Source organism: Sphingobacteriaceae bacterium (assembly GCA_002319075.1).
In the GTDB taxonomy this organism is placed as follows: Bacteria; Bacteroidota; Bacteroidia; order B-17B0; family Aurantibacillaceae; genus Aurantibacillus.
Genome location: NVQB01000001.1, coordinates 5,379,639 through 5,395,136, shown reverse-complemented (window position 1 = coordinate 5,395,136; position 15,498 = coordinate 5,379,639). Strand labels below are relative to the sequence as shown.

The following is a 15,498-nucleotide window of genomic DNA, read 5'->3' as shown; positions in this document are numbered from 1 at the left end:
TTTTACACATTTACAACAAAACACTATGTCAACATCTCAAGACAACTTCTTAAATCGCTTCACTACAATTCCATTTTTAATGGATATGCTTACCAGGCAAAAATTAACCTTGCTTAATCCTGCATTCTGGGAGGATTACAATGATAGGGTTACTATGGATCTATATAAAAACAAAAAGAAAGCAGGTAGTATATATGCACTTTGTTTATCTGACAGGAGAGAAACCATTCATCATTGGACTGCCTTTGCTAACGGAACCAGTGGTTGTTGTATAGAGTTCGATCGTAAGAAACTAATCGAATGCCTTGATAAGACAAAAAGTTTAAGCCACGGGAAAGTGAAGTATGTGAAAATAAACGACCTTGCAGACTACGGTTCGAATATTAAACAACTGCCTTATCTTAAAAGAGATCCTTTCGAGCCGGAAAGAGAATACAGGATTATAGCTTTGGGAAAGGAAGACCAAAAACCAGCATTTGATGTACCACTAGATATTAATTGCATTAGACGTATCACTCTTAGCAGCAGACTCCCCGACCCCGTTTTTAATAGCGTAAAGGATGGGTTGATGAATCTTGCTCCTGAATTTAAAGGTCGTATTTCGCACTCAACCCTTTTAGGAAATCCAAAGTGGATTAATCATTTTAAAATTGATTAGTTATGTCTATAGTAATCACAGATGAGCAAGAGATAAAAAAGCTCCACAAACTTTTTCACAAAAAATTAAATGCGTTTTTCACTGAACGAATTCGCTGCCGTGTGGGATTTCCAGGTGGTAGTATGGATACTACTGTACAATATTCACAAGAACTAGATATTTGGGTATGCGTTCAGGAACAAGAAAGTAAATATTGGAATGGCTTCGGAATAGGTAGACCTAAACAAGGCAGAAGCAATTCATTGAATGGTGAGATCAATTTTGACTATGAAGGTAGCAAACGAGTTGCAGGTGCATTTGCGGTTGACAACGAAGGTAAAATATTGATTCTCCACACTGGCACCATTGGTGGTGGAAAAAAGGGTATAGGCAAAAATTTCTTCCTTTCAAATTTCAGAGGAGATCCTATAAAAGCTATTCATGACGATAAAGAAGTAGACTATTGCCTCGTTGGTGAATTGAATTCACCTCATTTCCCTGAACAGGTCTCGAACTTCATCCGCGAAATTTATAGGGTAAAAAATCTTAACCAAGAACAAATAGAAACTGATTTTGGATACCTAGGAAACTTTAAATATACTGATGAACGCTCTGGAAGTACCGTCACGGAAAGTAACGATCCGCGCACAATTACAAGAACTCATGGTATTGTAGTAAATGCATTGCATGATGAGCTAGAAAGAAGAGGCCTTAATGCGTCAAACGATAGAAATCGTGATTTATTTATTCATCACAGATCACGAATTTCAACTCTATTTGAAGTTAAAACAAGCTCTTCAACGCAATGTCTTTACCAGGCTGTGGGACAACTGTTGCTTTATAGCATCCCAATTAGAAATCCCGTTAAACTGGTTGCTGTATTACCTGATAGATTAAGCATGCCTGTGGCAAGGAGATTTGCTTCTCTCGGGATAAGTGTTTTATACTACAGCTGGGAAAATAATGAGCCTGTATTTATAGGGCTTGATGATCTATTAATGCTATAACTAAAAAAACGGTCATTAAATAAAGCTAGAAATCTTTCCCCTGCAAATCTCCTCTGTCATTTTGCGTAGTACTTGCACGCGTTCACTTAAGTAATCCAGATCTTCTTTGCTGATCGTATAATCCATATTGTAGCGGGCATCTACGTAAGCCTTTTTAAGAAGTTCAAAGCGTTGGCGCTCTTGAGGTGATGCCTGCGGAAAGGCTTTGCCGAACTCCATATTACAGGCTTTGGCAAGGTTGCCGAGTTCTTCTATGTTATGTGTTTTTGGCTTGTACCCTGTAAATACTAGTTGAATAGCGCCGTAGTAGCGTTCAGTAGCTTGATGCAATTGGAAGGCAGCAATTTTTATTTGATCAACACTCACGGCATGTTGATACATTCCATAAAATCCATTCGCACTCTCAAACCAATTATCAAAATCGCGTTGTGCTTTTACCTGCACTTCGGCCGGGCTCATTTCGCGTTTATTGGCTAGTTGATAACGGTTCGTTGTAAATAGCAGGATTCCTTCTTTCTTAATATCGCCAAAAAAATAAGAGCCTTCGCGTAGTTCGTTATTTACAAATTCCATCCCATGATAAATAGGATGCACTGGAGTATCCAATTTTAATTCGTTTAACCTGGTGCTAATGCCTGAAGTAACACTGTCGCTATTAGCATGTCCGTTTTTACTCAGGATAATTAGCAAATCGTAATCGCTTTTATATTCGTAAGTATTACCTTTCTCCATGTACTTATCTTCCACCCAGGTGCCGCGCGCATACGAACCAAATAAAATGATCATTTCAATCTCGGAAAACCTTGGGATCAAGGCCGCAACAATGGTCTTTATTTCGGCCTGTTTGTGCGCTGGAAGGTTGGGAATAGTGGTTTTCATGGCAGCCTAAAGATAAAGAATTTTCGAAATTAGCGACAATAGAAGGTGGAAAGGTGTTAACAGGGTTTTAAACAGAAAAAACTGTTCATATTTAGCCTCCATATTCTATAATTTATAGCAACCGTATATTACCCCTACATTTATCTTTATAAATAAAGTGTAGAATGCATGAGTAAGACAAAGAATAATAAACCAAAAACAAAGCTAACCCAGGCTGCCGCTGTAAAAGACGGTAAAATTACTGGTTTGGAAGTGTTGGTTAATAGGAGAACCGGTGGTGCTAACAATATCAGGGGCGTGGAATTTCAGCTCTTGTATTCCTGTTTTCTTATTCTTACAATGCTGGACAAAGAAAGCCACCAAATACGCCTTGAAGGCATTGAGGATATCGACTTTTTGGGTGAGATAGATACCACAGAGTATGTGCAGCTTAAGACTTCTAAAAACATAATTGGCGCGAGTGCCTTTTGGGAAATGAAAGTACTTCAAAATTTTCTTGAAGCATATAAAATTGATCCTGCGGCCAAATTTAAGCTAGTTCATAATTCCGCTTTTACCGAGGGAAAATTGCGTGGTCTTTTTAATCGTAATTATTCAAACGAAACCTTAGAATACTGGAAAAATAGGTTCAAAGAAAATGGTTTTGATGTTTTAGGAATTGACTTTCCGGCTTTTATTGCAGCAATCACGATTGAAAAAACCAACGAAATTGATCTGTTAAATAATTGCCTCAAGCTATTGGCGAAGAAGTATTGCCTTAATGTAGGGACAGAAAAACAATATTTTAATGCGCTTTTTAATAGTGTCTTTCAATGGTCCAAAAACAGATCTACAATCAGTAAAAAGAATGTTGATGAGTTGATTGTATTAACAACCGAATCGTTTTCCAAGGCTCCTGTTAATCCTGCTATTCAAAATAGCTGGCTGTTACCAGTAAATTTCGAGATGACAGAATCTACGGATATAATGGATTATTTTGATGGCAAGGCGGCAAAACCGATTCATATTGCAAACAACCTGCCTGTCAAAAGACCCTTGTGGGAAAAGGAAATCCAGGAAAGCGCCACAGGTTTTGACGTAACAGTTATACGCGCCTCCAGCGGGCAGGGCAAATCTACTCTAGCTTGGCAAGCCAGTTATAGTTTGCTTACAGAGGGCTATACGATCTTTCAATTAAATTATTGCAAAGATTGGGATCAAGCCTCACAGATCTACGATCTGATAGAATCGAGAATTTATATTGGCCAAATACCACTGATTGTAATTGATGGTTTAGGCCACATGGTTGAAGGCTGGGGCATACTTGCTGAAAGGTTAAAGGAACGTCCAGTGAAATTTTTAATCACTGCACGCGAAGAAGATTGGGTGCGGTATGGCTACGATCATTCGAAAATCAAAATAAAGCCGGTGCAAATTAAATTATCCCAACAGGAAGCCCGTGAAATTTATTTGCAATTAAAGGAAAAGGGCAAAATTAGCGCCGATAACAACGGATGGCAGGAAGCGTGGGAAAAGGTTGAAGCCAAAGGACTGTTGATAGAATATGTGTATTTGCTAACACGAGGCCAGATGCTAGCCGAGCGGCTTCAGGAACAGGTGAAACAACTTGCTAATGAAAACAGCGGCGCGGCCAAGGCAGAAATACTTCGGTTAATTGCTCTTGCGGATATAATGGATATTAAACTTGAAACAAACCGAATCACTCAGCATATTATCAATACCGTAAGGTTTGATACGGATAGAAATGAAGTTTACCGACAATTAGAACAGGAATACTATATCCGGTTTAATGAAAAATATGTGGAAGGGCTTCACCCTATACGATCCCGGCATTTAGTGGATATACTACATAGCTCGATACAGGTTTCCGAAACTTTGTTGCAGCTATTCTCTATCATTAATTCGGAATATATTTTCGAATTTTTTAAAGCCGTTCCTTCGTTAATTTCTGCTTCAGAAAAGGACGAGATTTACAAGGAAGTTGCTACAGCTTTGGCAACAAAAGAAGTACCTAATTTGGTTCGCGCATTGGATGGCCTTATGAAATATGAAGCAGAAAAATTCTGGCTTGCCAATCGATCAACTTTTGACCGTGTTGCTACTAACATCCCTGCTGCGTTAGAGGTATTTATTTTTGATACGCTCCCTTATACAAAATTAAATATGTTGAGGCGATTGAAAGAAATTGATAATAATAACAGTAATTATGACGAAGTAATTGGCCTGCTGGATGGCCTTAGCCCATATGATGCCTCTAAAACCGATCTTTTTATTTTCCTTAAAAAATTGTCTTTAAAGATAAAGCCAATCGATAATCCGCATTCTTTTAAAGGATTAGATTTTTTAGCGAGGTGGTATAAGTGCTTGAATATTGAAGTACCAGTATTAGTGAATGTTAATGACGACATACTATTAAACGTTCTAAGAAAGCAAGAGCTTGATGAGGCTGCTGAATTGTTCGGCTATTATCAAGTCGCATTTCCTGTAAAATATAAACAGTTTACAATAAAAAATAAAAAGGAAATAATTTCGTTGCTTAAGAAACATACAGATACGTTGGCTGTTGAGGAAGATGGAGGTGATATTCACATTAAATATTTTTTAGGCGCGGATACTGGGAAAGCGAACCATCAAAGTATGAAACGCATAGATGCTTTGAGCAGTTTTTTGCCGGATTATGATCGCTACTGTTCAAAAGCCATAGTGCTGCCTTTTCCGTACCAGCAGATTTTTGATGTGGTTATTCAGGACTCAGTAAAGCAAATTTCGAAAGCTAACCTTGAAGACAAGTTTGATGTACATATTAACCAGATTTGGCACGGTGCTCTTGTAGCTAACTACCGCGTAGGTTCGTTATATGAATGGCAAATGCAGTATATTGAAATAAGGCAGGCAGGAATTGAATTTGCAAAAAAGTGTGTTAGGTTATTTGAAGCGTACCTGGAGCAAAACCAGGCTAGAATTAAAAGTGCTGCGCAAGAATGGGCTAGCCCAGCCGACAAGCTGCTGAAAAGTATTAACTCAAGTAAAAAGCTACCTAAATATAATAAGGATTACATTGAAAAAGATAAATACAAAACAGAAGAGGAAACGATAAAAAGCTGGTGTACATCGCTAACGAATTTTAGGAATCAAATGGTGAATATTGTTGCTCCAAAGGGAAATAACGACAGAAACCTTGCAGTAATTAATCTGGATGCTGTTGAATACAAGCTTCGGGCAATGCAACAAGCGTATAATAAAATTACCCAGGAAACATTTGACTATTATCCAACCGATGAATTATGTAGCTTAGAATTAACCTGGTATAGCCGTTTACTAAAAACAGTATTGTTTTATGTTCACATGATTAACGCTAAAAACCCAGGGCGAATTTTTGTTATAAAAACTGACATTGAACGCTGGTATGAGAATACTGAAAAGCAAAAATTAGAGCAACTACACTCAATAATAAAGGGTGGTGCCCATGATGGGCTAACACTTATGCTTCCTGATAAAATTATTAAGAATGAAAACCTGAAATATGCTGAAATAGGCATTGAAGGAGCGAATCTAACTGATCTTAGTGAGGATTTTACAATACTAGTAAACAAAATGCTGGATTTTGATAAGACGGAGATTAACTTTTTTACTTTTGTTTTCATATCGCAAGGCAAGGCAGTCTGCGGTATAAGGGTTACTAAAGATTATTTCAGTGTGATCAGAAAGTCCATTGAAACTGGTGAGTTCGATAAAGAGGAAATAGACAATCCGTTGCCTTTGTTTGCCGACAATCTTAAAATTTCTTCGTTGCCGGGTGTTGAAGTTCAAAAAAACATTGAGAATATTAAAGACGAGGCCTTTTTTAAAATAATGCAGTTGCTTGGTAAGTTTTTAGACTACAGAGAGAACTTGGATACAGATAGCGATATTGAATCAACTTGGCTGTCGGAAATAAATAAACAGTATCGTTCAGAGATCGAAGGCATGTATAGCGCTGCCAAATCAAACCTGACTGTTGAAGAAATAGAAGTTTTTGATGAATGTATCGAAGGTTGTTTAGGGACAGGAGATATTTCGAAACAAGATGTGGTTGATTTTATGAATCATCGCCTGAAAAGCATCAATTTACGTTAGGTTGATGATATCAATTCTCTAACTGTATAATTCCTTAAAATTTGAAATAACGCCTAAAAAGGCGCAAAAAGGACGGTTTACCGCCCTTTTTCTACTTCATTTTTAAATTTACGCTTGCATTTTAATCTTCAAAACTTATTTATCTTTAATCAAAATAGAAATTAATCTGATAAAGTATTTGCCATGACCGAATACACTCAATTTGCCCAAATTTACAATAGTTCAGAATTATTGAAAATCATTGGGGCAATGCAATTATTGCCACAAAATCATGGCAAAAAAGTTAGACTAGAATCTCTCGCTCGAGTTACTGTTACTAATCTTAATTCCTTTTCAAACAAGGTTCCAATATCTAAGTTTCAAGAAATAACCGCTAGAGAATATGCAGAGTCGGAATGGGAAGATTACCCAATAAATCTTTTCACGGAAAACGTTATGTTTTTTAGTGAAAATTATACCGTTTTTCCAGGTATTACGTACAGTGGTACTAGCATTCTGAACTTGTTGCTTCAGACGATTTTTATATATGATAAGGACAAGAGCTTTCCTAAATCATACAGAGACAATATTTACAATTCAGCAATGCTAATTCTTGGCATATCACGATTAGTCTCTGAAAAGACTGGTTTTTCCTATAATTACTTTGAAAAAGTATTGAAAAAACCGTTAAATTTTCCACTAGAGGATCAACTTCAAGAGTTAAAAAGTATAGTTACCTTTAGTAAACAAAACCTTACCGAACATTTCCTTAACCAGAAAATAAGTGTTGATCTTATCGACATCTTTGTTACAAACCTTAATGATACAGGCCTTTTACAGGATTTACCATACAATTCTCCTTTAAACAAAAAGCCATTTATCAAAATAGAGGATGAGTATATTTTGGTTCAACCAATTTCTCTAGTTGAATGCCTTATAAATTTTATATGGCAGGAAGCCAAAACCCAGAATTGTTATGATTTACTTCAAAATCTCTTCCAAAGTTTTGAGATGAATCAAGTTGAAGAGTATGCACGAAAAATGCAGTGGCCTTTAATAGATATCGGCTTGCCTACATCTTTTGACCAAGATCTATTCCAAGAGTCTGTATTTAAATTAGAACTTAATAAACTAGTTTATCTTTGTTTTATTAAGAAGGGAGTTGATCTCAAAATTGCGGAAGATAATTATCAAGAGCATCCACAGCCACTGGTAGAATATAGTGCTAGATTGCAAAAGCGACAAATTGAAGTCTTAAATCATCTTTCTAAAACTTTTGACTTACCCGAACAGTTAATCCTTACCGTCTATATAATTTCAGACGCATATCCTTCCGAATCCTATGCGGTTCCGTCTACTTCTAAAGATGTATTAGTACTTCATTTTAAAGTAACAGAGTTCAAATTTATAGCGTTGAGCGAAGAACCCGATCCATTGTTGCTATGGAAATTTGCTCGCAGCTATACTCATGCCTCAGAAGAGATGGATTTACTACATAATGGCGGTATGCTTGATGTATTTTTCGCTTATAAAACTAACGGTTACTCCTTATGGATTGAGGGAGAAGAGCAGCCAGGTTTGTTAGTAATTCCTCCTGGTTCATCAGCGAGATATAGATATAAATCTATTATTGATAGGGAAGAACACATTGCTCCTCAATTAGTAGGTGGAGAGATGACATATAAGTTTGTGTTCAAATATTGTACCTATGCTCCCTTTTATATGGAAGGATGGGATAATTATCCTCCGGACATTCTACTAGAAGATTTTATAGTTCCAATTTGGTTTGTCAACAATCAAAAAGAAAAACTGAATCAAGAATTGGTTAGCTCACAATTAGAGATGCTAGCCTTTTGGTCATACAGGCTGAGTAATCAGCTGAGAAATTTATTTGAATCTACAAATCTAGATCCCATTACTATTAATTTAATAATTGATAACCGTTTTGAAAAAGAGGTAAGGCTTCATGAAGTGCCTATAGTCGATTTAGTGAATATTGTTATTCCTGTTAAAGTCAGCTCTAATCTAATAACACTGACTATTCCACTTGAGATGGCACATTGGTATGCAAAACCTCACAACGACGGTGAGCGTCATGTAATGCTTAGTTTTTTAAAGACAATTATTAGTGAAGACAAACATGTCGAACTCGTTAACGTTCTTGACATAATAATGCCGAAAGGTCCAGCAAAAATGTCAAGTATGTTAGCTAATGCAAATAACTTACAGATGGAAAAACGGTTCTTACCTCCGTATCGAAAAATCCAGCAAGCCGATATATCAAGTGTTCAAACATCTTTGACCCGTAACTATGGAATAACTATTCAGCCCAGTGACCTTTCTACCACAGAAAACAAAAAGAAACTCAGTTATAAAATAGCAACAGTTATCCATCAAAAAATAATAGACAGCTTTAGGCGTTATGAACCCGAATCGTTGCTTCTCATCCTTATGAGTAATAATGAAGCTTGCGTTCAATTACGCGCCATCCGTAGTTTAGATCTTCCTGCTCGAATTGCTTGTCTTGATTCGCACTCTGAAGAAGTACTTAAACTGATAGTTAATGAACAAGAGCGTGTTAGAACGGCCCTTGGACTACGTTGCTTAATTGAATTAATTGTAGCTTATGACAGTGAGCCGATCATAGGTCATCAACTACCGTCTGTTGATGATATGGATCAACTAATTGCTCTCATGAACGAAATGATTGCTTGGGCCACTTTATCTGATGGCCTAAATCTCGGCTTGTATGACCCTGCAATCGAGTTACTACCATGCGGAAGATTAAAAGTTGATTATCCTTCGATCAATTCCCAACTCTATCCATTTAACGTAGCACGGTCTCAAAATGAAATACTTCATCATAATGAAGCCTATGGGGAATTATTTGATATACCGGATTCAAAAATACCCATCGATATTTCTCCTGAGCTTGAAGAAATTAATCAAGCATTTAAAGCAGATTGGGGTATAGAATTTTTACGACTAAACGACTTTATTACAACTCTTGCGCATTTTACTCGTACCAAAAATGCAACATTAGTATGCGCCGATGAATCGGATCTTTATAGTGAAATTCTAAAAGATTCTAATTGGTCTACGGCGGAAATCTCCTCAGCTTTAAAAGCTCTCTCGTTAATTTCGGGTTGGAAGGTTGGTATCCCTCCTCAGGGATTTTTAAATTCAGATACCTATCCCTGGCATTACAACCGTGAGCTGTCCTTCATACGAAGGCCAATCGCTAAACTTACCAGAAATAACAGAACTATTTATTACTGGAGTTATAGACATCTATTTGCTGCGTTTGACAATCTACTTGCTTTACTTTTAAATGGATCTTTACATGTTCAATCTGGTGGGGAACTAGATAAACTTGTAAAGGCCATTAACACAAAAAAGGGTCATCACTTTCGAAACCTAGTAACAGAATGGCTGAGTTCTAACTCAGAGTTGGACGTGAAGCCCGATGAAGTAAAAATTGGCCCTGGCGAATTGCTAAATAACACTATAGATATTGGGGATATTGATATCATGGCAATAGATCATAAACAGTCAATAATCTATTCTATAGAGTGCAAAAACACCGTTGATGCTAAAGTTGTACATGCCATGAAAACAGAAATGGACAAATATCTTGGAAGGGATGGTATGCCCGGAATGCTACAAAAACATGTTATTCGCGACCAGTGGCTCAAAAGCAATCTAGATAAACTAAAAGTTCTGTTAATAAATCCCCTCGCCTACTGCATAAAATCTGTAGTCATAACTTCCGAAGAAATTCCTACTGCATATTTAAAAAAAGAAATCTTACCCTTTCCAATATTTTCTTTTGCACAGCTTCGTAGAGAAGGAAGTGGTTGTTTATTCAATCTCAAAACTTCAACCAAACCATAGCTAAACTCTACAACCAAAATGAGTAATCCCTCCCCAAAAGAATTGTATCTAAAAGCTCATCCACTATGTGCGGATATCAGTTTTGAAGATTATTGCTTAAAAATACCGAAGTTTTATTTTAGAAAAGGCGTCCCCGAAGACGTAATAAAAAACTTCGAAGTTATCGAAAAGCTTATGATATTTGGTTATTATGAATATAGGTTTGTTGATGAGGCTTATGCAAAAGCCCTACTCACTTTTGAAATGGCTATGAGCATTCGATACAAGGATTTTTTTCCGGGTTCAAAAGACCTTACATTTAATAATCTCATCGGAGAGTTAAGCGCATTAAACCTATTTGATTTAAATTTAGAAGGTTTAAAACACCTCAAGTGGACAAGAAATTATTTCGCTCATCCCAAGCATTATAGCTTTGCTGGGATTGTTTTTTGGCATAGAGTTGAGTTCGTCTCCCGTACCATCAACGAAATGTATGAAGATGTTTCTCTTAGACTGCAAAGAAATGCGCTTGAGCATACATTCACGAAAAATCAGAACGAATCGAATTTATGCGAGTCATTAATACTTACTCTTGACAAAAAAGAAAATATTCTTTTTCGCTTTAAACTACTTTTTATTAACAATAAGCACTCCTCGCCGGTATATATTTTTTTATGTGTTCCGTTGTTTCCTATTTCTCAAAAAGAGAATGAAGCGGCTGTTCCGCAAATTTTCACTCTTCAAATTATTGATCCAGTTATTGAAAATAATGTTTTAACCGCAAAACAACATAAGACAAATTTGGAAGTCAAAATTTCATCAGCTTTTAATCTTTATGAATTCGAAACTTGGAAAGAAGAATATAATAAAGTAAAAAATACAATCATTTATGAGTCAGGTATTGATTTTATGACCCCCAGCCTCATTATCCCTGAAATTCAAAAATTCGAGCAAATGGATTAAATAGTATGAATAATTTAACGCTTTTAGCTAAATTTATAATATTATGGACAAAGTAGTTCCCCAATTGACGAAAACAGATCTGAGTGCGCTTAACGATAAGCAAAGAGAGGCTGTTATTAGTGAGGATAAAAGACTTTTAGTTTTAGCTGGCGCAGGATCTGGGAAAACCAAAACCTTGCTTCAAAAACTAATCTATTTAATTGAGGAGAAAGGTGTAAGCCCTTCGAATATCCTAGCGATTACTTTTACCAAAAATGCCACCAATGAAATGGTGGATCGCTTAATTATTTCCGCAGATGAATCGAAAGAATTTGAGGCCATACTTTTTGATAAATATAAAAGCAAAGTAGAAAAAGATACTGCAAGGTACGCATACGTCAAAAAGTATAAGTGGGTTGATAGCCTCACGGTAAAAACATTTCACGGGCTTTGTTACAACATTTTGCGAAATTATGGTGTTAATGAATTTGACAATAAATTCAGAATAATCGGAGACGAAAAAAAGGACGATGGAGATGAGTTGGCCAAGTATGCCGCCCCTGAAACGGTTTTTGAAGTTTTTCATAAAATAGTAATAGAACTTTGCGAAGATACCCAGTACCTGTTACACCTTAAAAAGTATATTCTTGACTATATCATTGATAGAATTCATATTGAAAGAAATCAAAAGATTTCGATTCCTAAAGATGGAAAGTATTACACCACTTTAAATGGTGATAAAGTGCGCTCTAAATCTGAACAATCAATTGCTGATTGGCTATACAGGCATAGCATAAAATATGAATATGAGCCTTTGTTAAATGTAAAAGACTTTGATTTCAGGCCGGATTTTTATATTCCAGATGCAAACTTGTATATAGAGCATATCAGCGATAAGAGTCACCCAATAAAAGCAAAAGAAGATCAGTTCGAAAAAGGCAAATTACTTTTAGTTAAAACATATGAAAGTATGACGAATGATTCGGCCTTATTCAACCATACATTAGACAAAATTGTAAAAAGCCGCTTACCACTTGATTACCATAAAACAATAACTCTATCATTTAAAGAAGAATTTAATAAATACCATGAAGATGTTAAGGATTTTGTAGTCCAAGTAATGCGGATTACTGATATGATAAAGGTTGAAAATACTGATATTAACTCAATCTTAGAAAAATCACAAACCGATCAACATGAGCGAATTCGCGCATTTTATAGAGTTGCTATTCCCATAATTGAAAAATATATTCAATATTGTGTAAACAAATCTTATCTTGATTTTAATGATCTAATCTCGACCGCGATTTCTCTATTTAAAAACCAACCTGATATTGTTCATCAATTTCAAAAGAAATATCAATATATTTTGGTTGATGAGTTTCAGGATGTAAATAACCTACAAGTAGAGCTTATAAAGCTACTTCTAACCCCTAATACTCAATTGTTTTGCGTAGGCGATGATTGGCAAAGTATTTATGGTTTTAGAGGCTCAAATGTGAGCTACATTGTTGAATTTGAAAAGCATTTTCAAAATTCAAAAACTATTAAATTAAACCTCAATTATCGCAGTACTCAAAACATTGTTGGTGCCAGCAATGAGGTTATAAAGCATAATAAGTTTAAAGTTGAAAAAGAGGTTTCGGCCTCCAAGATGTCAGAACATAAAATTGTGGTTTTTGCAGGAAGCCAGGAGGAGGAAAATATTAACTTTTGCGTTACTAAGATTAGGGAGTTATTAGAAGATGGTATAAAAAATGACGATATACTTTTTTTATACAGAAGAAGTAAGATGTTTTCTCCATATTTTTTTCGCTTTAAAACAGAAGGTTTAAAAGTTCAAGGGAAGACAATCCACGCGTCAAAAGGGCTTGAAGCAAAGGTTGTATTCATCCTGGGTCTTACAGAAGGAAACGGCGGATTTCCTGATATATGGCTCGAAGATCGAATTTTTCAGGTAATCAAAAAGGCAGATCACGACCTTCTTCTGGAAGAAGAACGTAGACTTTTTTATGTAGCTATAACAAGAGCGAAAGACAAGCTATTTCTAATCACTGAGAAAGGTAATGAGTCGAGTTTTTTAAAAGAAATACCTGATAATTTTACTGTAAAGACTAGTCTGCCTATTAAGTCTGTAATTGAAAAAATTGAAGTATGTGGTAGTTGTTCCAGTCAGCTTGAAAAGCTCTTCGCTTTTTGCCCCTACTGTGGGAGTAAAACATAGTAACAACTGTTATTTTGCCCTTAAATGCCAAGAAACAGCTTGATTAAAAATTTTCTTGTGGTTTCGTGTTTGGCCATAGATTTTTGGCTCGTTCATTATTTCAGTGGCGCGTCTAGCGTAACTGAAATAGTTACTTTTTAAGGGTCTTTTCTTAACTCCTGTTATTAATCTGAACTCACCATTTTCCTGCTTAAGTAGCTTTTTCCAGCGTGTATGCGTTTTTACAGTACTAAGATCTAAAGCGCTGTACAACTTATACAATTGTCTCCTATATACAACTGGTTTGCTTCCAGGCTGTAGTTCGGCGGTTTTTAAAGCACGCTTGGCCTTTCTTCTAACCGCAAATACCATGCGCCGATAGAATTTTGACAAATTGGATGATTTTATTAAGGCGTGGCTACCATTAAACTCAAAACCCAGATATATAAATGGCGAATAGGTATAATTTCCATCTTTAGATACTTTAAAGCAGGTAAGTCTTGGACTTTTGCTATGTATATCACTTACTTTAAAATGAAATTTTTCTGTCTTACCCTCGCTAATACGCACTTTACTTTCTTTAATAGATGTATTAACAAAATCCTCCACAAAATCTTTTTGTTCTACGTCGCAAATAATAGCAATATCATCGGAATAGCGCCTGTAATAGCACCCTTTTTTATTTACAAGCTCATCAAGGATGTTAATATCAAACTCTAAAAGATACAAATTAGCAAGAATGGCGCTTATAGGTAAGCCTTGCGGAATGCCTACAGGTTCTTTCTCATCATTTCTGAATGGATGCTTATAGATCTTTAGCTTTCCTGATTTTATTCTATCCCTAAATGCTTTTGGTGATTCGAAAAAGGAATGAAATCCTTTTTTATTCCTAATCATTGCCAGCTCTTTTTCGTCAAAAGGGGACTTTTTTCCAGATTTTAGTTTTTTATTTATTCGCAGTTCATCACGCATAATGTAGGAAAAATTAGTAGCTGCTTTAAAAACATTATAATGGTCTGGACTTAACCTATTTGTGTCAAGCAGCTTCATCCAAGCTTTCTTCAGCATTAAATGATCAAGGCGCGAAAAAAAGCTTTTAATGTCGAAGGCAAGTACAAAACATTCTCGTCCTTCGTTAGTACGAGTTCTTATTTCTTCGAATATTTCATGGGCAAAATGAATGGTACTTTTATTAGTGTCGTCAACCCCAGTGGGTATTTTTCGATAAGCAATAATACAGTCACTTAACCCCTCATATTTTTGTAGACTAATTTCATAACGTTTTTGTAAAAGCTCGGCGTAGTAACCAAATATTATGGCATCTAAATGAGTAGCATAATGCAAGGGTCGGTTTTTGACAGTTCTTTTATGCTCGCCTTTATTATCAATGTATGAGTGGGCTCGTTGAGGATATGGCAATCCAGTTTTTTTGTATTTGCGCTCGTCAATAATTAGATGAATTAGAGGATAAAAAGAATACCGGGCGACATAACCCGGATCGGTGACTTTATTATAGATCTCTGTTTTACGTTGAGCTATATCAATCTGAGCCGTAATGTGTAAATACCCTTTTGATTTGAGCCAGTTGTATTCTTCTTCCATAATTAAAAAAAACTTTGCAGTCGCTGTAGCGGACACTTCGAAGACATACACCCTTGCGGGTCGAACCAGTACCCAAATTCTTGAGTCACTATATTTTCGAAATCAGAAGAAGAAACTAATAATTCAAGCCATAAAGACCATGATAATATTAATTAAATCCTTATATTTATTGGGAGACATCCCATCTGCGATTCTATCGGTTGTATACCTTATATATGAAATATATAGATATATCAGCCTCAAGAAGGCGCAGGAATGTA

8 protein-coding genes are annotated in these 15,498 nt (G+C 36.0%); 6 read left to right on the top strand and 2 right to left on the bottom strand.

The genetic code is table 11. The features are described from left to right. Window positions 1-25 precede the first annotated feature (25 nt). Both CNR22_23285 and CNR22_23280 read left to right on the top strand, forming a co-directional pair. Window positions 26-658: a hypothetical protein gene (locus CNR22_23285; GenBank protein PBQ34576.1), complete on the top strand. Its 633-nt coding sequence runs from the start codon at window positions 26-28 to the stop codon at window positions 656-658. A gap of 2 nt (window positions 659-660) precedes the next feature. Further along, a complete protein-coding gene (locus CNR22_23280) occupies window positions 661-1,644 on the top strand; it encodes a hypothetical protein (GenBank protein ID PBQ34575.1) in 984 nt (327 codons plus the stop codon). Between the two features lie 15 nt (window positions 1,645-1,659). Here the strand turns inward: CNR22_23280 and CNR22_23275 are convergent, their stop codons facing one another. Beyond that, window positions 1,660-2,523 carry a hypothetical protein gene (locus CNR22_23275; protein ID PBQ34574.1) on the bottom strand — a complete coding sequence of 288 codons (864 nt, stop codon included), beginning with the start codon at window positions 2,521-2,523 and terminating at the stop codon, window positions 1,660-1,662. A gap of 168 nt (window positions 2,524-2,691) precedes the next feature. Here CNR22_23275 and CNR22_23270 point away from each other — a divergent pair, with 168 nt between their 5' ends. From CNR22_23270 to CNR22_23255, 4 genes are all read left to right on the top strand, one after another. After that, window positions 2,692-6,639, top strand: coding sequence for a hypothetical protein (locus tag CNR22_23270; protein PBQ34573.1), 3,948 nt, complete (start codon window positions 2,692-2,694; stop codon window positions 6,637-6,639). A gap of 183 nt (window positions 6,640-6,822) precedes the next feature. Further along, on the top strand, window positions 6,823-10,512 hold the full coding sequence (locus tag CNR22_23265; protein ID PBQ34572.1) for a hypothetical protein: 3,690 nt from the start codon (window positions 6,823-6,825) through the stop codon (window positions 10,510-10,512). Window positions 10,513-10,530: 18 nt separating this feature from the next. Then, complete coding sequence (locus CNR22_23260) at window positions 10,531-11,454, top strand: hypothetical protein (GenBank protein PBQ34571.1); 924 nt, start codon at window positions 10,531-10,533, stop codon at window positions 11,452-11,454. A 43-nt stretch (window positions 11,455-11,497) separates the two neighbouring features. Continuing rightward, complete coding sequence (locus CNR22_23255; protein PBQ34570.1) at window positions 11,498-13,657, top strand: DNA helicase UvrD; 2,160 nt, start codon at window positions 11,498-11,500, stop codon at window positions 13,655-13,657. Window positions 13,658-13,666: 9 nt separating this feature from the next. Here CNR22_23255 and CNR22_23250 read toward each other — a convergent pair whose 3' ends face one another. Next, the gene (locus CNR22_23250; GenBank protein PBQ34569.1) at window positions 13,667-15,238 is read right to left on the bottom strand and encodes a hypothetical protein; all 1,572 of its coding nucleotides are present in this window, start codon (window positions 15,236-15,238) and stop codon (window positions 13,667-13,669) included. Window positions 15,239-15,498: the final 260 nt, after the last annotated feature.